This window comes from Pseudomonas aeruginosa (assembly GCF_001457615.1).
Classification (GTDB): Bacteria; Pseudomonadota; Gammaproteobacteria; order Pseudomonadales; family Pseudomonadaceae; genus Pseudomonas; species Pseudomonas aeruginosa.
The window spans coordinates 1952755-1970584 of record NZ_LN831024.1; the positions used below are offsets into that span (position 1 = coordinate 1952755).

Annotated in this window: 12 protein-coding genes, 1 tRNA gene and 1 pseudogene; 10 read left to right on the top strand and 4 right to left on the bottom strand. The window is 60.9% G+C overall.

What is annotated here, in order from left to right:
- The 7 genes from asnB (at nucleotide 1) to AT700_RS09085 (ending at nucleotide 8918) form a co-directional block, all read left to right on the top strand.
- Nucleotides 1–1884 carry an asparagine synthase (glutamine-hydrolyzing) gene (gene asnB, locus AT700_RS09055; RefSeq protein WP_003122252.1) on the top strand — a complete coding sequence of 628 codons (1884 nt, stop codon included), beginning with the start codon at nucleotides 1–3 and terminating at the stop codon, nucleotides 1882–1884.
- Nucleotides 1881–3032: a glycosyltransferase family 4 protein gene (locus AT700_RS09060; protein WP_003122253.1), complete on the top strand. Its 1152-nt coding sequence runs from the start codon at nucleotides 1881–1883 to the stop codon at nucleotides 3030–3032. The genes asnB and AT700_RS09060 overlap by 4 nt, the downstream gene beginning before the upstream one ends.
- A 43-nt stretch (nucleotides 3033–3075) precedes the next feature.
- Nucleotides 3076–4206 (top strand): glycosyltransferase family 4 protein, encoded by a 1131-nt coding sequence (locus AT700_RS09065; protein WP_003122254.1) that lies wholly within the window; start codon nucleotides 3076–3078, stop codon nucleotides 4204–4206.
- Entirely contained in the window at nucleotides 4203–5165 is a 963-nt protein-coding gene (locus AT700_RS09070; RefSeq protein WP_016253165.1) for a UDP-glucose 4-epimerase family protein, read from the top strand. The genes AT700_RS09065 and AT700_RS09070 overlap by 4 nt, the downstream gene beginning before the upstream one ends.
- On the top strand, nucleotides 5165–6202 hold the full coding sequence (locus tag AT700_RS09075) for an MraY family glycosyltransferase (protein ID WP_003452706.1): 1038 nt from the start codon (nucleotides 5165–5167) through the stop codon (nucleotides 6200–6202). Before AT700_RS09070 ends, AT700_RS09075 begins: the two co-directional genes overlap by 1 nt.
- Before the next feature lie 197 nt (nucleotides 6203–6399).
- Nucleotides 6400–8397, top strand: a complete 1998-nt coding sequence (locus AT700_RS09080) for a polysaccharide biosynthesis protein (protein WP_003122257.1) — start codon at nucleotides 6400–6402, stop codon at nucleotides 8395–8397.
- A 191-nt stretch (nucleotides 8398–8588) separates the two neighbouring features.
- Nucleotides 8589–8918 carry a ComEA family DNA-binding protein gene (locus AT700_RS09085; RefSeq protein WP_003104586.1) on the top strand — a complete coding sequence of 110 codons (330 nt, stop codon included), beginning with the start codon at nucleotides 8589–8591 and terminating at the stop codon, nucleotides 8916–8918.
- 72 nt (nucleotides 8919–8990) lie between these two features.
- Here AT700_RS09085 and AT700_RS09090 read toward each other — a convergent pair.
- Both AT700_RS09090 and AT700_RS09095 read right to left on the bottom strand, forming a co-directional pair.
- Nucleotides 8991–9066, bottom strand: a tRNA-Asn gene (locus AT700_RS09090).
- 68 nt (nucleotides 9067–9134) lie between these two features.
- Nucleotides 9135–10331, bottom strand: a complete 1197-nt coding sequence (locus AT700_RS09095; protein WP_003110849.1) for an amino acid aminotransferase — start codon at nucleotides 10329–10331, stop codon at nucleotides 9135–9137.
- Nucleotides 10332–10518: 187 nt separating this feature from the next.
- Here AT700_RS09095 and uvrB point away from each other — a divergent pair.
- Nucleotides 10519–12530 (top strand): annotated as a pseudogene (gene uvrB, locus AT700_RS09100) (excinuclease ABC subunit UvrB).
- A 3-nt stretch (nucleotides 12531–12533) separates the two neighbouring features.
- On the opposite strand, the gene AT700_RS09105 reads toward uvrB, so the two are convergent.
- Both AT700_RS09105 and AT700_RS09110 read right to left on the bottom strand, forming a co-directional pair.
- Nucleotides 12534–14033 (bottom strand): MDR family MFS transporter, encoded by a 1500-nt coding sequence (locus AT700_RS09105; protein ID WP_003119736.1) that lies wholly within the window; start codon nucleotides 14031–14033, stop codon nucleotides 12534–12536.
- A 49-nt stretch (nucleotides 14034–14082) separates the two neighbouring features.
- Nucleotides 14083–15117, bottom strand: a complete 1035-nt coding sequence (locus AT700_RS09110; protein WP_003104593.1) for an HlyD family secretion protein — start codon at nucleotides 15115–15117, stop codon at nucleotides 14083–14085.
- A 102-nt stretch (nucleotides 15118–15219) separates the two neighbouring features.
- Between AT700_RS09110 and AT700_RS09115 the strand changes: the two genes are divergently transcribed.
- The gene (locus AT700_RS09115; protein ID WP_003091419.1) at nucleotides 15220–16140 is read left to right on the top strand and encodes a LysR family transcriptional regulator; all 921 of its coding nucleotides are present in this window, start codon (nucleotides 15220–15222) and stop codon (nucleotides 16138–16140) included.
- Nucleotides 16141–16177: 37 nt separating this feature from the next.
- Entirely contained in the window at nucleotides 16178–17662 is a 1485-nt protein-coding gene (gene gltX / locus AT700_RS09120) for a glutamate--tRNA ligase (protein WP_003104596.1), read from the top strand.
- Nucleotides 17663–17830: the final 168 nt, after the last annotated feature.

The following is a 17830-nucleotide window of genomic DNA, read 5'->3' on the forward strand; positions in this document are numbered from 1 at the left end:
ATGTGTGGTATCGCTGGCTTCTGGAATATTACGGGAACTCTCCTAGGGGATAATGCACGTGTGGCCCGGCAGATGGCTGCCGCCATACATCATCGTGGACCGGATGAGTCGGGGATTTGGTACGAGGCTCCGCGCGCCCCGATACTTGTCCATGCGCGTCTTGCGGTTCTGGAGCTTTCCCCCGCAGGCAGCCAGCCCATGCACTCCGACTGTGGTCGGTATGTGCTGATTTACAATGGCGAGATATACAACCATCTGGCTCTTAGGGCTCGCCTGAGCGAGGCAGGTGTAACACATTCCTGGCGTGGCGGATCGGACACCGAAACCTTATTGGCATGCTTTGCCCAATGGGGCGTGGAGAGTACCCTCAAGCTCACCGTGGGTATGTTCGCTCTGGCCTTGTGGGATCGACAGGAGAAAACAATTACTCTGGCTCGTGATCGAATGGGCGAAAAGCCTCTCTATTGGGGCTGGCAGAATGGCGTGCTTTTTTTTGCATCCGAACTGAAGGCCCTGAAAGAACATCCGCTTTTTAGGGGGGATATTGATAGAGATGCCTTGGCCCTATTTCTACGATATGGATATGTCCCGGCTCCCTATAGTATTTATAAAGGTATCGGGAAGCTAAGGGCAGGGAGCTATTTGGTCCTATCGGAACGTTCATTGAACGAGACCTGCGAACCTGCTGCCTATTGGAGTGCGAACGCCGCGATAGAAGAGGCTCTCTCCAATCCATTCCAGGGAACGGATGCCGAGGCAGTTGATCTTCTGGAAAGCCAGTTGAGAACTAGCATATCGGATCAGATGGTCTCCGATGTTCCTTTGGGAGCTTTTCTGAGCGGTGGGGTGGATAGTAGTACGGTCGTGGCGCTGATGCAGCAGCAGTCCTCACGCCCTATACGGACATTCTCTATTGGCTTTGATGAGCCTGGGTATGATGAGGCTGTTTACGCAAAGGCGGTTGCAGAACATATCGGTACCGATCATACAGAGCTCTATGTCAATTCAAAAGATGCTCTAGATGTAATTCCATCTTTGCCAAAGATCTACTGTGAGCCATTTGGTGACAGTTCGCAGATACCAACCTTGATTGTCAGTGGATTGGCCAGGCAGCAAGTTACTGTTGCGCTGAGTGGAGATGGTGGTGATGAACTGTTTGGCGGCTACAATCCCTATCAGTTTACTCCCCGTGTCTGGCGCATGCTGGAGCGATTTCCTCATTCCATGCGGCGTTTCGCATCGGCTTTTGCTCAGGATTTACCTTTACCTGACAAGTTGGGGAAGCTGCGTGACGTATTTGCTTCGAGGACGGCCGAGGAGCTTTTCTATCGATTGAACAGTCACTGGAGAAATCACGAATACCCGGTCATAGGTGCACAAGGTCACACGGCACTATTGGATACTCCAGAAAGATGGCCAAGGGTGGACTCGTTCCAGCACTGGATGATGGCCATGGATGTTCAGGGCTACATGCCTGACGACATTCTGGTGAAGGTAGACAGAGCAGCGATGGCTAACAGCCTGGAAACCCGGGTTCCACTGATAGACCATCGCGTGTTCGAACTGGCTTGGCGCATGCCGTTGCATATGAAGATTCGCAATGGAAAAGGAAAGTGGTTGCTTCGTGAAGTCTTGTATAGGCATGTTTCGCGAGAGCTCATAGAGCGGCCCAAGAAGGGGTTTTCCGTTCCTGTCTCCGATTGGCTGAGAGGCCCTCTGAAAGAGTGGGCTGAATCGCTGCTTGATGAGCGACGCCTTCAGCAAGAAGGTTATTTGGATAGTAGGTTGATACGCAGGATCTGGAACGACCACTTGGCGGGAAGGCGGGACCACTCAAGACGCCTCTGGAGTGTTCTCATGTTCCAAGCGTGGTTGGAGTCATGACCACAGTAAAAGTTATCCACGTGATAGCCGGCCTGAAGAAAGTCGGCGGTGCTGAGCTAATGCTCAAGCGGTTGATCGAGACTCAAAATGGCGGCAGTGAATTCGAACATTCGATTATTTCACTGTCTGATCTTGGTGAGTTTGGGCAGGGTCTGATTGAGGCTGGTATATCTGTTGATGTGCTTGGCATGACCTCGATGAGGGATATGCCTCGAGTGCTCCTTCGTCTGATAGGGATATTTCGTGAAAGGAGGCCCGATATAGTCCAAACATGGATGTATCATTCCGATCTTCTTGGTGGATTGGCTGCCAGAATGGCCGGTATTGGCGGGATTATATGGGGAGTCCGCACGACCGACCTTCAAGAGGGCGGCAAGAGTACGACTGTTCTGGTACGGAAGGTGTGTGCCTGGCTATCCGGATTCTTGCCAAAATATATTGTTTGCGCCGCCGAGGCCTCAAGGCGCTCACACATTGCTGTTGGCTACAACGCAAGCAGGATGCTGGTCATTCCCAACGGTTTCGATCTCACTCGCCTGCAGGCGACCGACGAACAGCGGTCCGCTATCAGGAGTGGAGCTGGCATAGAGGCCAGCGATATCGTGATTGGCAGTCTAGGCAGATTCCACCCGGTAAAGGATCATGCTTCCTTTGTCGCAGCTGCCGGTCTGCTGGCTCCACGTTATTCGCGCTTGAAGTTTCTTTTGGTGGGACGGGAGCTGCTGTCTTCCAATGCTGAATTGCAGCGCCTCATCGAAGCTACCGGGTATGCGGAGCGCTTCATCCTGCTTGGAGAGCGGCAAGATGTAGCTTCGTGTCTGAAAGCCATGGATATCTTCTGTCTGCATTCTCGCACGGAGGGATTCCCCAATGTTCTTGGTGAAGCCATGGCCATGGGATTGCCTTGTATTACCACTGATGTGGGGGATGCGGCTTATTTGCTAGGTAACGACGGTGTCGTCGTTCCGGCCTTGGATCCGAATGCGCTCGGCAAAGGTATCGAGGATCTCATTGCGTTGGATGTCGAGGGTCGTCGGGCACTTGGTGAGGCTGCAAGACAGAGGATTTACTCGAACTTCACGATGGCCAGTGCCTCTCAGCGTTTCATGAGTCTGTATCGCGACATTCTTGTAAAAAGAAAAGCTTGACGAGCTTGAAGGTTATGTTTGTAAAACGCATCGAGGAGTTTGCATGAAGCCGGTATTGTTGATGATAGTGAACGACCCGGCTTTCTTCATGTCTCACCGTTTACCGGTCGCTGTCGGAGCCCAGCAGGCTGGTTTCCAGGTACATATCGCCACACGCCCTGGTGACGCGGTGAAAAAGATCGTCTCCCAAGGTTTTCTGCATCATGAATTGCCACTGTCCAGAAGCGGAAAAAATCCTTTTTCAGAGCTGTATCTGCTGACTTATGTCTGGCGCCTTTTGTGGAGATTGCGGCCTGATGTTTTACACTTGGTTACCATCAAGCCGGTAATCTATGGCGGTATCGCCGCACGCTTGGCGCCGGTGAAGGGGGTCGTGGCGGCCGTTTCCGGACTTGGTTTCGTTTTCATGGCCAAGGGTCTGAAGGCCTGCGCGTTTCGTGCCTGTGTCGCCTGGCTTTATCGGCGGGCTTTGGGCAAGAAAAAGTTGCGTGTCATCTTTCAAAATCCCGATGATCGGGACGCGCTGATCGGCCTGGGTGCGATCACTTTTGAAAAGTCCGTCCTGATTCGCGGTTCGGGGGTCGACCTGACGCAGTACCAGCCGGCCCCGGAAAGCCCCGAAACGCCGGTGGTCACATTGGCGGCTCGGTTGCTCAGGGACAAGGGTGTGCTGGAATTCGTCGAAGCGGCAAATATCCTTAGGCAGCGCAGCGTACCGGCACATTTTCAACTGGTCGGAGACCTGGATCCTGGGAACCCCACCAGTATCGAGCCGTCCGAACTAGAGCGTTGGCGTAGCGAGGGCACGATCGAGTGTCTTGGTTATCGCCAGGATATCGCGTCTGTCTTCGCCCGTTCGCATATAGTCGTTCTGCCTTCTTATCGTGAAGGGCTTCCCAAGGTCCTGGTCGAGGCGTCGGCGTGCGGGCGTGCGGTTGTGACGACCGATGTACCGGGTTGCCGGGATGCAATCCAGGCTGATGTTACGGGCCTGCTCGTGCCGGTGCGTGATTCTGCTGCTCTGGCGGATGCCATTCAGCGTCTTATCGAGTCGCCAGAGTTGCGCAAGAAGATGGGAGCTGCTGGGCGAGCGTTGGCAGAGCGTGATTTTGCGATCGAAAGTATCGTCCAACAGCACCTGGATATTTATCGGGCACTAGGGAGCGGAGCTTGACGCGACATAATGTATTGGTAACGGGGGCAACCGGATTCATCGGGGCCGCGCTGGTCAATAGTCTCTGTTCTTCCGGGCAGTACAAGGTTTGGGCCGGGTGCCGCCGAAGAGGTGGGGCCTGGCCTCGAGGGGTTACTCCCTTGCTTCTGGGTGAACTGGGCAGTTCTGTTGTCTGGGATGCGGAGTCGGCCATCGATACGGTGGTTCATTGCGCTGCCCGCGTGCATGTCATGAGCGAGACGGCCTCCGATCCGCTCGTCGAGTTCCGCAAGGCCAACGTTCAGGGGACACTTGATCTGGCCCGGGAGGCCGTATCCCGGGGAGTGCGGCGTTTCATCTTTATCAGCTCGATAAAGGTCAATGGCGAGGGAACTGAGCCCGGTCGGCCCTATACTGCGGACAGTCCGCCCAATCCTGTCGATCCCTATGGCGTTTCCAAACGGGAAGCGGAGCAAGCGCTATTGGATCTGGCGGAAGAGACCGGACTGGAGGTTGTGATCATCCGACCGGTCCTGGTTTATGGTCCAGGGGTCAAGGCCAACGTACAGACCATGATGCGCTGGCTGAAGCGCGGCGTGCCCCTCCCTCTAGGGGCTATTCATAATCGGCGTAGTCTGGTGTCGCTGGATAATCTTGTCGACCTCATCATCACCTGCATCGAGCATCCGGCTGCGGTCGGGCAAGTTTTCCTCGTAAGCGACGGTGAGGATCTTTCCACCACCGAGTTGCTGCGGAGAATGGGACGCGCCTTGGGCGCTCCCGCTCGCCTGCTGCCTGTTCCCGCCAGTTGGATCGGTGCAGCGGCGAAAGTTCTGAACAGGCAGGCATTTGCTCGCCGCCTGTGCGGCTCATTGCAAGTCGATATCATGAAAACCCGCCAAGTGCTTGGCTGGACTCCGCCGGTAGGGGTGGACCAGGCATTGGAGAAAACCGCCCGCTCTTTCCTGGATCGCCAATGATGAATCTATGGTTGTTGTTGCCGGCGGTTGCCGCTCTTTCCCTGCTGTTGACCGCCGGCTTGCGCCGTTACGCGATTGCCCGCAGCTTGATCGATGTACCCAATGCTCGAAGTTCTCACCAGGTGCCGACGCCTAGGGGGGGCGGTGTCGCTATCGTGCTCTCCTTCCTGCTGGCAGTGCTGCTTGCGGCGATATTGGGCGCGGTGAAACCGGATCTGGCCACTGGTATCCTGGGGGCGGGTATTGGGATCGCATTGCTGGGCTTCCTCGACGATCATGGCCATATCGCTGCCCGTTGGCGTTTGCTCGGCCATTTCGCCGGTGCTTGCTGGCTGCTGTACTGGCTTGGAGGTTTGCCTGCATTGGCCTTTTTCGGCCTTGTGGTCGATCTGGGGTGGGTTGGACACATAGCTGCGGCGTTCTATCTGGTATGGATGCTCAATCTCTACAATTTCATGGACGGTATCGATGGGATTGCCAGCGTTGAGGCTGTGTGTGTGTGCGTTGGCGCTGCCCTGCTTGTCGTGGTCAGTGGTGTAGGTTCCGATGAGGCATCCCAGGGCGTTTGGTTGGCGGCGCTGCTGGCAGCCGCGGTGACGGGGTTCCTTTTCTGGAATTTCCCTCCTGCGCGGATCTTCATGGGGGATGCTGGTAGCGGTTTCTTGGGGGTTATCATTGGTGGCCTTTCCCTGCAAGCCGCATGGGTCTCGCCGCAACTCTTCTGGGGTTGGCTCATCCTGCTGGGGGTATTCATTGTTGATGCTACCCTGACCTTGTTGCGCCGGTTGCTGCGGGGAGACAAGGTTTATGAGGCGCATCGCAGTCACGCATACCAGTATGCTTCTCGTCATTACGGGCGTCATCTTCCTGTTACCCTGGCAGTGGGAGGCATCAACATCTTCTGGTTGTTGCCACTGGCACTGCTTGTCGCAGCGGGGAAGATCGACGGCATGCTTGCTTTGTTGATTGGCTACCTGCCTCTGGCGTTCCTGGCGCTCCGTTTTAAGGCCGGAGTCCTGGAATCACGCGCTGCTTGAATGTCCCGGTTGGCTGGAGGCGCGGGACGATTTTCCGGGAACGTATAATATGAAAGGAATGTGCAAGCGATGATCAGTAGTGACTACTGCCGATAGCGTGATTTGGGTTCCGGAATGGTATTTGCCAGACCAAGGAAATGGACTGCCCGGACTTGTTCGGGTGGATGCGGGTGCAGTGAAGGGGGCTGATTAATAGGATGTTGGATAACTTGCGTGGACGCCTCCTGGGATTGCCGCGCCGCCAGAAGCGCATTCTCCAGGTTGCGACGGACATCGGCCTGGTGTGGCTTTCATTGTGGCTGGCTTTCCTGGTGCGTCTCGGCACCGAAGACATGATCGATCCGTTCGGGGATCACGCCTGGCTGTTCATAGCGGCGCCTCTAACCGCCATCCCGCTCTTCATCCGCTTCGGCATGTACCGGGCGGTGATGCGCTACCTGGGCAACGACGCCCTTATCGCGATCGCCAAGGCCGTCACCATTTCCGCGCTGGTCCTGTCGTTGCTGGTCTACTGGTACCGCTCCCCGCCGGCGGTGGTGCCGCGTTCCCTGGTGTTCAACTACTGGTGGTTGAGCATGCTGCTGATCGGCGGCTTGCGTCTGGCCATGCGCCAGTATTTCATGGGCGACTGGTACTCTGCTGTGCAGTCGGTACCATTTCTCAATCGCCAGGATGGCCTGCCCAGGGTGGCTATCTATGGCGCGGGGGCGGCCGGCAACCAGTTGGTTGCGGCGTTGCGTCTCGGTCGGGCGATGCGTCCGGTGGCGTTCATCGATGACGACAAGCAGATCGCCAACCGGGTCATCGCCGGTCTGCGGGTCTATACCGCCAAGCATATCCGCCAGATGATCGACGAGACGGGCGCGCAGGAGGTTCTCCTGGCGATTCCTTCCGCCACTCGGGCCCGGCGCCGAGAGATTCTCGAGTCCCTGGAGCCGTTCCCGCTGCACGTGCGCAGCATGCCCGGCTTCATGGACCTGGCCAGCGGCCGGGTCAAGGTGGACGACCTGCAGGAGGTGGACATCGCTGACCTGCTGGGACGCGACAGCGTCGCACCGCGCAAGGAGCTGCTGGAACGGTGCATCCGCGGTCAGGTGGTGATGGTGACCGGGGCGGGTGGCTCTATCGGTTCGGAACTCTGTCGGCAGATCATGAGTTGTTCGCCTAGCGTGCTGATCCTGTTCGAGCACAGCGAATACAACCTCTATAGCATCCATCAGGAACTGGAGCGTCGGATCAAGCGCGAGTCGCTTTCGGTGAACCTGTTGCCGATCCTCGGTTCGGTGCGCAATCCCGAGCGCCTGGTGGACGTGATGCGTACCTGGAAGGTCAATACCGTCTACCATGCGGCGGCCTACAAGCATGTGCCGATCGTCGAGCACAACATCGCCGAAGGCGTTCTCAACAACGTGATAGGCACCTTGCATGCGGTGCAGGCCGCGGTGCAGGTCGGCGTGCAGAACTTCGTGCTGATTTCCACCGACAAGGCGGTGCGGCCGACCAATGTGATGGGCAGCACCAAGCGCCTGGCGGAAATGGTCCTTCAGGCGCTCAGCAACGAATCGGCGCCGGTGCTGTTCGGCGACCGGAAGGACGTGCATCACGTCAACAAGACCCGTTTCACCATGGTCCGCTTCGGCAACGTCCTCGGTTCGTCCGGTTCGGTCATTCCGCTGTTCCGCGAGCAGATCAAGCGCGGCGGCCCGGTGACGGTCACCCACCCGAGCATCACCCGTTACTTCATGACCATTCCCGAGGCAGCGCAGTTGGTCATCCAGGCCGGTTCGATGGGGCAGGGCGGAGATGTATTCGTGCTGGACATGGGGCCGCCGGTGAAGATCCTGGAGCTCGCCGAGAAGATGATCCACCTGTCCGGCCTGAGCGTGCGTTCCGAGCGTTCGCCCCATGGTGACATCGCCATCGAGTTCAGTGGCCTGCGTCCTGGCGAGAAGCTCTACGAAGAGCTGCTGATCGGTGACAACGTGAATCCCACCGACCATCCGATGATCATGCGGGCCAACGAGGAACACCTGAGCTGGGAGGCCTTCAAGGTCGTGCTGGAGCAGTTGCTGGCCGCCGTGGAGAAGGACGACTACTCACGGGTTCGCCAGTTGCTGCGGGAAACCGTCAGCGGTTATGCGCCTGACGGTGAAATCGTCGACTGGATCTATCGCCAGAGGCGGCGAGAACCCTGAGTCATCGTTCTCCGGAAAAGGCCGCCTAGCGGCCTTTTTTGTTTTCTCCGTACGATGTTTCCGGTGCCGGACCAGGAAGCGACTGCTTTGCTGGGGCTGTCGATCCAGGTGCGTTCCACGGCGATAAGGTGGTTTCGTGGATGGGCATGAAGCCCTCTACGTGGTCATTCATCTCTGAAGGAGTGCACCCCATGCACCTAATCAAATCCGCTCTGCTTCTCATCCTGTTCGCCTGTCTTCCGTTTTCGGCTTCCGCCGCACCGGTCGCCGTCGCCAAGAATCCGCTGGCCGCAACGACACCTGCGACGACCGTGTCGCCGGGGGAGCAGGTCAATATCAATACGGTCGATGAGGCCGCCCTGATACGGGGGCTCAACGGTGTCGGCGAGGCCAAGGCCAGGGCGATCCTCGAGTATCGTGCGGCCCATGGTCCGTTCGTCTCGGTGGATCAACTGCTGGAAGTGAAAGGGGTAGGCCCGGCGTTGCTGGAGAAGAACCGGGCGCGGATCGTCATCGAGTGAGGTGCGACTGAAGGGGCGAACTTTCGTCCCGATAACGAAAAAGCCCCCGGCATGTGCCGAGGGCTTTGAATTTGGCTCCGCGACCTGGACTCGAACCAGGGACCCAATGATTAACAGTCATTTGCTCTACCGACTGAGCTATCGCGGAACAGCGAGGCGTATGTTACTGATTAAAAAGGGGAAGTCAAGCCTCTCCCGATGACTTCCCCATTTTCCCTACAGGACCTGGACGATGGCCTTGGTGATGGTCTCCAGGTTCGATTTGTTCAGCGCGGCGACGCAGATACGGCCGGTGCTGACGGCATAGATACCGAACTCGGTCTTCAGGCGCTCGACCTGGTCGGCGGTCAGGCCGGAATAGGAGAACATGCCACGCTGGCGACCGACGAAGCTGAAGTCGCGCTTGGCGCCGTGGGCTGCCAGTTGCTCGACCATCGCCAGGCGCATGTCGCGGATGCGGTCGCGCATCTCGCCCAGTTCCTGCTCCCAGAGGGCCCGCAGTTCCGAGCTGTTGAGCACGGAGGAGACGACGCTGGCGCCGTGGGTCGGTGGGTTCGAATAGTTGGTGCGGATCACCCGCTTCACCTGGGACAGCACGCGGGCCGATTCATCGCGGCTTTCGGTCACGATCGAGAGGGCGCCGACGCGTTCGCCATAGAGCGAGAAGGATTTGGAGAACGAGCTGGAAACGAAGAAGCTCAGGCCCGACTGGGCGAACAGGCGCACCGCGGCGGCGTCTTCCTCGATGCCGTTGCCGAAGCCCTGGTAGGCGATGTCGAGGAACGGCACGTGGCCCTTGGCCTTGAGCACGTCCAGCACCTGTTTCCAGTCGTCCAGCTCGAGATCGACGCCGGTCGGATTATGGCAGCAGGCGTGCAGGACCACGATCGAGCGGGCCGGCAGGGCATTCAGGTCTTCCAGCAGGCCGGCGCGGTTCACGCCATTGCTGGCGGCGTCGTAATAGCGGTAGTTCTGCACCGGGAAGCCGGCGGCTTCGAACAGTGCGCGGTGGTTTTCCCAGCTCGGGTCGCTGATGGCCACCGTGGCGTCGGGCAGCAGGCGCTTGAGGAAGTCGGCGCCGAGCTTGAGCGCGCCGGTGCCGCCGACGGCCTGGGTCGTGACCACACGGCCGGCGGCCAGCAGCTCGGACTCGTTACCGAACAGCAGTTTCTGTACGCCCTGGTCGTAGGCGGCGATCCCTTCGATCGGCAGGTAGCCGCGCGGCGCGTGGGCCTCGATGCGGGCCTTCTCGGCAGCCTGCACGGCACGCAACAGCGGAATGCGCCCCTCCTCGTTGTAGTACACGCCCACGCCCAGGTTGATCTTGCCCGGACGGGTATCGGCGTTGAAGGCTTCGTTCAGGCCAAGGATGGGATCACGCGGTGCCATTTCGACGGCAGAAAACAGACTCATTTTGCGGCTGCTCGGAGTGTGAAGAGAGGAGGGCAACGCAACCCGTTATGCGGGGGCGCAAAGGGTTGCGCAAACGGGGGGTTATTATAGACACCCCTTGATGCATGCGGCGACATTTAGGTGCATGCTTTCAGCTATTTCTGACGCCGGATTTTCCTTGGCGTCACAGCTCCCTGCGAGGTTTTTCATGGATACGTTCCAACTCGACTCGCGCTTCAAGCCCGCCGGCGACCAGCCGGAAGCCATCCGGCAGATGGTCGAGGGGCTGGAGGCGGGGCTTTCGCACCAGACCCTGCTGGGGGTGACGGGCTCTGGCAAGACTTTCAGCATCGCCAACGTGATTGCCCAGGTGCAGCGCCCGACCCTGGTCCTGGCGCCGAACAAGACCCTGGCGGCCCAGCTCTACGGGGAGTTCAAGACGTTCTTCCCGCACAATTCCGTGGAGTACTTCGTTTCCTACTACGACTACTACCAGCCGGAGGCCTACGTACCGTCTTCCGATACCTATATCGAGAAGGACTCCTCGATCAACGACCATATCGAGCAGATGCGCCTGTCGGCGACCAAGGCGCTGCTCGAGCGTCCGGATGCGATCATCGTCGCCACCGTGTCGTCCATCTACGGCCTCGGTGATCCCGCGTCCTACCTGAAGATGGTCCTGCACCTGGACCGCGGCGACCGCATCGACCAGCGCGAACTGCTGCGGCGACTGACCAGCCTGCAGTACACCCGCAACGACATGGATTTCGCCCGTGCGACTTTCCGTGTGCGTGGCGATGTGATCGACATCTTCCCGGCCGAATCCGATCTCGAGGCGATTCGTGTCGAGTTGTTCGACGACGAGGTGGAAAGCCTCTCGGCCTTCGACCCGCTCACCGGCGAGGTGATCCGCAAGCTGCCGCGCTTCACCTTCTACCCCAAGAGCCACTACGTGACCCCGCGCGAGACCCTGCTGGAGGCGGTCGACCAGATCAAGGCCGAACTCAAGGAACGCCTGGACTACCTGCGCAACAACAACAAGCTGGTGGAAGCGCAGCGCCTGGAGCAGCGCACCCGTTTCGACCTGGAGATGATCCTCGAACTGGGCTATTGCAACGGCATCGAGAACTACTCGCGCTATCTTTCCGGGCGGGCCCCGGCGAGCCGCCGCCGACGCTCTATGACTACCTGCCGGCCAACTCGCTGCTGGTTATCGACGAATCGCACGTCAGCGTTCCGCAGGTCGGCGCGATGTTCAAGGGCGACCGCTCGCGCAAGGAGACCCTGGTGGAATACGGTTTCCGCCTGCCTTCGGCGCTGGACAACCGGCCGCTGCGCTTCGAAGAGTGGGAGGCGGTGAGTCCGCAGACCATCTTCGTCTCCGCTACCCCGGGCCCCTATGAGGCGGAACATGCCGGGCGGGTCATCGAGCAGGTGGTGCGTCCCACCGGGCTGGTCGATCCGGAGATCGAGGTACGCCCGGCGATGACCCAGGTGGATGACCTGCTCTCGCAGATCCGCCAGCGTGTGGCCAAGGATGAGCGGGTGCTGGTGACTACCCTGACCAAGCGCATGGCCGAGGACCTCACCGATTATCTCGGCGATCACGACGTGCGGGTGCGCTACTTGCACTCGGACATCGATACCGTCGAGCGAGTGGAGATCATCCGCGACCTGCGCGCCGGTGCGTTCGACGTGCTGGTGGGGATCAACCTGCTGCGCGAAGGCCTGGACATGCCCGAGGTGTCGCTGGTGGCGATCCTCGACGCGGACAAGGAAGGCTTCCTGCGCTCGGAGCGCTCGCTGATCCAGACCATCGGTCGTGCCGCGCGCAACCTGCACGGCAAGGCGATCCTCTACGCCGACAACGTCACCGGCTCGATGCAGCGTGCGATCGACGAGACCGAGCGGCGTCGGGCCAAGCAGATCGCTTTCAACGAAGCCCATGGCATCGTGCCCAAGGGGGTGCGCAAGGACATCAAGGACATTCTCGAAGGCGCCGTGGTGCCCGGCGCGCGCGGCAAGCGCAAGGGCGTGGCCAAGGTGGCGGAGGAGAGCGGGCGCTACGAGAACGAACTGCGCTCGCCGAGCGAGATCAGCAAGCGCATCCGCCAACTGGAGGAAAAGATGTACCAGTTGGCCCGCGACCTGGAGTTCGAGGCGGCGGCGCAACTGCGCGACGAGATCCAGACGCTGCGCGAGCGCCTGGTCAACGTCTGAACCTCAGTGAGCCCCGGCGTCGGCGCGGGTGCCGATGCCGGCCGGCAGCGAGCGGGTCAGCAGCACCGCGAGCATGCTCACTGCGAGCACCATGCCGATGACATGGAAAGCATCGTTGTAGGCCATGATCATCGCCTGCTGGTGGGTGATCTCGCTGAGTTTGCCCAGCGCCGCCTGCTGGCTGCCCAGTTGCGCGGCGAGTTGCGCGAGGCGTTCGTCGACCTGCGGGTTGGTCGGCACCAGGGCTTCGCGCAGATAGTCGAAGTACACCTTGGCGCGACTGTCGAGCAGGGTCGCGAGCAGGGCGATGCCGATGGCGCCGCCGAGGTTGCGCAGGATGTTGAACAGGCTCGAGGCCGAGCCGGCATCCTGTGGCTGCAGGTAGGCGGTGGCGATCAGCGAAATGGTCACCATGATCATCGGCTGGCCGAGGGCGCGCAGTAGCTGGATCTGGTTGAACTGCGGTCCGGCGAAGTCCGGGTTGAGCACCCCGGAGAAGAAGCTGGCAAGGCCGAACAGGCCGAAGCCGGCGGCGCAGAGCAGGCGCGGCGAGACCAGCTTCATCAACTTCGGGACCAGCGGGATCAGGAACAGCTGGGGAATGCCCATCCACATGATCACCTCGCCGATCTGCATGGCGTTGTAGCCCTGGATTTGTGCCAGGTACAGCGGCAGTACGTAGATCGAGCCGTACAGACCCATGCCCAGACCGATGCTGGAAATGCTCGCGAGGCCGAAGTTGCGGTTGCGCAGGATGCCCAGGTCGATCAGCGGGTTCGGCCGCGACAGTTGCAGGATGACGAACAGGACCAGGCTGAACAGGGCGACGCTGCCGAGGCTGACGATCAGTTGCGACTCCAGCCAGTCCTTGCGGTGACCTTCCTCGAGGAAGACCTGCAGGCAGCCCAGGCCGATGCCGAGGGTGACGATGCCGGCGTAGTCGGTACTCTTCAGCAGTTCCCAGTGCGGCGCCTTTTTCTCCAGGCCGTAGAGCAGCCCGGCGATCATCAACAGGCCCGGCGGCACGTTGATATAGAAGATGTATTCCCAGCCGAAGTTTTCCGTCAGCCAGCCTCCCAGGGTCGGTCCGATGGAGGGCGCGAAGGTGGCGGTGATGGCGAACAGCGCCATGCCCTTCGGACGGTGGTGTTCCGGCAACTTGACCAGGGCCAGGGTGAACGCCAGCGGAATCAGCGCGCCGCCGGTGAAACCCTGCATGGCGCGGAACACGATCATGCTTTCCAGGTTCCAGGCGAACGAGCAGAGCAGCGAAGACACCAGGAAGCCCACCGAGATCATCACCGCCAGGCGGCGTGCCGAGAGCAGCTGCACCAGCCAGGCGGTCATCGGGATCATGATGATCTCCGCCACCAGGTAGGAGGTGGAGATCCACGAGCCTTCCTCGAGGGTCGCCGCCAGCGCGCCCTGGATGTCCTTCAGCGAGGAGTTGGTGATCTGGATGTCGAGCACCGCCATGAATGCGCCGAGCATGGCGCTGAGCACCGCGATCCAGTCGCGCCGGGTCGGTTCGCCAAGCGGCCGGGCCAGCGCCTCAGCGGTCACGGAGCTCGACCTCGGCTTCGACGGACATGCCGGGGCGGATGCGGCCATGCAGCGGGTTGTCGGCCTCGAACACGATCTTCACCGGGATGCGTTGCACCACCTTGGTGAAGTTTCCGGTGGCGTTGTCCGGTGGCAGCAGGCTGAACTGCGCGCCGGAAGCGGCGAACAGGCTATCGATGCGGCCGTCGATGGGCGTGTCGGGGAAGGCGTCGAAGGTCAGGCGCGCCTTCTGCCCGTCGCGCATGCGGCCTACCTGGGTCTCCTTGAAGTTGGCCTGGACCCAGATGTCTTCGTCCGGCACCAGCGACAGCAAATGGGTGCCGACCTGCACGTACTGGCCGTTGCGTGCGCTGCGCTGGCCGACCAGGCCGCTGATCGGCGAATGGATCAGGGTGCGTGACAGGTTGATTTCGGCTTGCGCCAGTTCGGTGCGGGCGCTGGCGATCTGCGCTTCCAGGCGCTTGATCTCGGCGCCCAGGGTGTCGCGCTGGACGCGTTGTGCCTCGAGGTCGGCGCGGGCCTTGGCCAGTTGCGAGCGAGCCACATGGTTGTCGGCGGTGAGGGTGGTGACCCGTTCCTCGGAAACGTAGCCGGGCTTGCGCAGGGCTTCGGCGCGGTTCAGGTCGATCTGTGCGCGACCGAGGGTTGCCTGGCTGGCGTTGACGTCGGCGGCGCTGGCGGCGATCAGGCTGCCCTGCTGCACCAGCTTGCTGCGCGCCTGGGCCAGTTCCGCCTCGCGGGTGGCCAGCGCGGCCTGGGCGCGCTCGACGGCGAGCTTGAAGTCGGCGTCTTCCAGGCGTACCAGTAGCTGCCCCTTGTCCACGTGCTGGTTGTCGCGCACCAGGACTTCCTCGACCCGCGCGCCCAACTGGCTGGCCACCCGCGTGATCTCGCCCTGGACGTAGGCGTTGTCGGTGCTTTCCACGTGGCGGCCGATGAACCACCAGTGCAGGAAGAAGGCCAGGGCGATCAGGCCGACGGCCACCAGGAAGACGGTCAGGCGACGTTTGAGTTGGGCGGGCATGGGTGGAGTGTTCCGTCGGCAAAATTCGGCCAATCTAGCAGTGTTCCGCCGGACGTTATAGGCGCTACACTTCGGACTCTTTGTTGCTTATAGGGAACAATAATGGGGCTTGATGATGCGCTGATCTTCACCCGCGTGGTGGAGTACCACAGCTTCACCCAGGCCGCGCAGAGCCTGGGCATGCAGAAGTCCACGGTGAGCCGGCGCATCGCCCTGCTGGAGGAGCGCCTGGGCGTGCGCCTGCTCAATCGCACTACCCGCAAGTTGCGCCTGACCGAAGTAGGGCAGGCCTACTACGAGCGCTGCCGGCAGATCATGCACGATTTCGCCGAGGCCGAGCAGGCGGTCATGCAGTTGCAACAGGCGCCGTCGGGATTGCTGCGGATCACCTCGCCGATAGAGTTCGGCCAGATGTTCCTCGCCAGCCTGCTGGGCGACTTCATGCGCCAGTACCCGCAGATCACCGCCGAGGTCGAGCTGGCCTCGCGCAGCGTCGATCCGCTGCAGGAGGGCGTCGACATCGTGATCATGGTCGGCCAGCCGGAGGATTCCACCCTGGTGGCCCGTCGCCTGCTCTCTACCAGCCGCTGGCTCTGCGCCAGCCCCGACTACCTGGCGGCGCACGGCACGCCGACATCGGTGGCCGAGCTTGCCGGGCATCGCGCGGTCCTTCTGTCCACCGACTCCCAGCGCTACTGGCCGCTTTCCGGAGACAGCCTGCCCTGCCAGCGGGTGCTGTCCTGCAACAACATCACCTTCGCCCGCGAGGCGGTGGTCGCCGGTGCCGGCATTGCCGCGCTACCGGCGCTGATCTGTGCGGAGAGCGTGCACAGCGGGCGTCTGGTGCGTTTGCTGGCGGACGTGCCGTTGCCGGTCGGCGAACTGTATGCGGTCTATCCTTCGCGGCGTTTCCAGGCGATGAAGGTCAAGGCCTTCCTCGATTTCCTGATCAGCCGCCTGCCGGCCGACACCGGTCGTTTACTGGAGCCGGAGGCGGCCCGCCTGATAACATCGCGCCCCTGAATTTCCGTTTTAACTTCCGCTTGGCAAGAGAGTCTCCATGACCACTGTTCGTACTCGCATCGCCCCGTCGCCGACGGGCGACCCGCACGTCGGTACCGCATACATCGCGCTGTTCAACCTGTGCTTCGCGCGTCAGCACGGCGGTCAGTTCATCCTGCGCATCGAGGACACCGACCAGCTGCGTTCGACGCGGGAGTCCGAGCAGCAGATCTACGACGCCCTGCGCTGGCTCGGCATCGAATGGGACGAGGGCCCGGACGTCGGCGGCCCGCATGGCCCGTACCGGCAGAGCGAGCGCGGGCATATCTACAAGAAGTATTCGGACGAACTGGTCGAGAAGGGCCATGCCTTCACCTGCTTCTGCACGCCCGAGCGCCTCGATGCGGTTCGCGCCGAGCAGATGGCGCGCAAGGAAACCCCGCGCTACGACGGCCACTGCATGCACCTGCCGAAGGATGAGGTGCAGCGCCGCCTCGCCGCCGGCGAGTCCCACGTCACCCGCATGAAGGTGCCGACCGAGGGCGTCTGCGTGGTGCCGGACATGCTCCGCGGCGATGTCGAGATTCCGTGGGATCGCATGGACATGCAGGTGCTGATGAAGGCCGACGGCCTGCCCACCTACTTCCTCGCCAACGTGGTCGACGACCACCTGATGGGCATCACCCACGTCCTGCGCGGCGAAGAGTGGCTGCCGTCGGCGCCCAAGCTGATCAAGCTCTACGAGTATTTCGGCTGGGAGCAGCCGCAGCTGTGCTACATGCCACTGCTGCGCAACCCGGACAAGAGCAAGCTGTCCAAGCGCAAGAACCCGACCTCTATCACCTTCTACGAGCGCATGGGCTACCTGCCGCAGGCGCTGCTCAACTACCTCGGGCGGATGGGCTGGTCGATGCCGGACGAGCGCGAGAAATTCACCCTCGCCGAGATGATCGAGCATTTCGACCTGTCGCGCGTCTCCCTGGGCGGACCGATCTTCGACCTGGAGAAGCTCTCCTGGCTGAACGGGCAGTGGATCCGCGAGCAGTCCGTGGAGGAGTTCGCCCGTGAGGTGCAGAAGTGGGCGTTGAATCCCGAATACCTGATGAAGATCGCTCCGCACGTGCAGGGACGGGTGGAGAACTTCAGCCAGATCGCGCCGCTGGCCGGATTCTTCTTCAGCGGCGGGGTGCCGCTGGACGCTTCGCTGTTCGAACACAAGAAGCTCGATCCGACCCAGGTCCGCCAGGTCCTGCAACTGGTGCTGTGGAAACTCGAATCCCTGCGCCAGTGGGAGAAGGAACGCATCACCGGCTGCATCCAGGCTGTCGCCGAACACCTCCAGCTCAAGCTGCGCGACGTGATGCCGCTGATGTTCCCGGCCATCACCGGGCATGCCAGCTCGGTTTCGGTGCTGGACGCCATGGAGATCCTTGGCGCCGACCTGTCGCGCTATCGCTTGCGCCAGGCCCTGGAGCTGCTGGGCGGGGCGTCGAAAAAGGAAACCAAGGAATGGGAGAAGATCCGCGACGCCATTCCCGGCTGACCGGCTTTCTTCCACAGTCGATGACGAGGCCCGCCCAGTTGCGGGCCTCGTTTTTGGGGGAGGGGAGGTAAGTGATTGTTCTTCCGGTAAAATTTTTTAGGTTTCGATGAAAAATAATGTTGACAGCCTCAAGCCTCGCCCTTAGTATGCGCCCCGTCTTCACGACGA

What these genes read in the sequence shown, in the direction of transcription:
- asnB (WP_003122252.1), top strand. Translation starts at nt 1, where the DNA reads ATGTGTGGTATCGCTGGCTTCTGGAATATTACGGGAACTCTCCTAGGG.
- AT700_RS09060 (WP_003122253.1), top strand. Translation starts at nt 1,881, where the DNA reads ATGACCACAGTAAAAGTTATCCACGTGATAGCCGGCCTGAAGAAAGTC.
- AT700_RS09065 (WP_003122254.1), top strand. Translation starts at nt 3,076, where the DNA reads ATGAAGCCGGTATTGTTGATGATAGTGAACGACCCGGCTTTCTTCATG.
- AT700_RS09075 (WP_003452706.1), top strand. Translation starts at nt 5,165, where the DNA reads ATGAATCTATGGTTGTTGTTGCCGGCGGTTGCCGCTCTTTCCCTGCTG.
- AT700_RS09080 (WP_003122257.1), top strand. Translation starts at nt 6,400, where the DNA reads ATGTTGGATAACTTGCGTGGACGCCTCCTGGGATTGCCGCGCCGCCAG.
- AT700_RS09085 (WP_003104586.1), top strand. Translation starts at nt 8,589, where the DNA reads ATGCACCTAATCAAATCCGCTCTGCTTCTCATCCTGTTCGCCTGTCTT.
- AT700_RS09095 (WP_003110849.1), bottom strand. Translation starts at nt 10,331, where the DNA reads ATGAGTCTGTTTTCTGCCGTCGAAATGGCACCGCGTGATCCCATCCTT.
- AT700_RS09110 (WP_003104593.1), bottom strand. Translation starts at nt 15,117, where the DNA reads ATGCCCGCCCAACTCAAACGTCGCCTGACCGTCTTCCTGGTGGCCGTC.
- AT700_RS09115 (WP_003091419.1), top strand. Translation starts at nt 15,220, where the DNA reads ATGGGGCTTGATGATGCGCTGATCTTCACCCGCGTGGTGGAGTACCAC.
- gltX (WP_003104596.1), top strand. Translation starts at nt 16,178, where the DNA reads ATGACCACTGTTCGTACTCGCATCGCCCCGTCGCCGACGGGCGACCCG.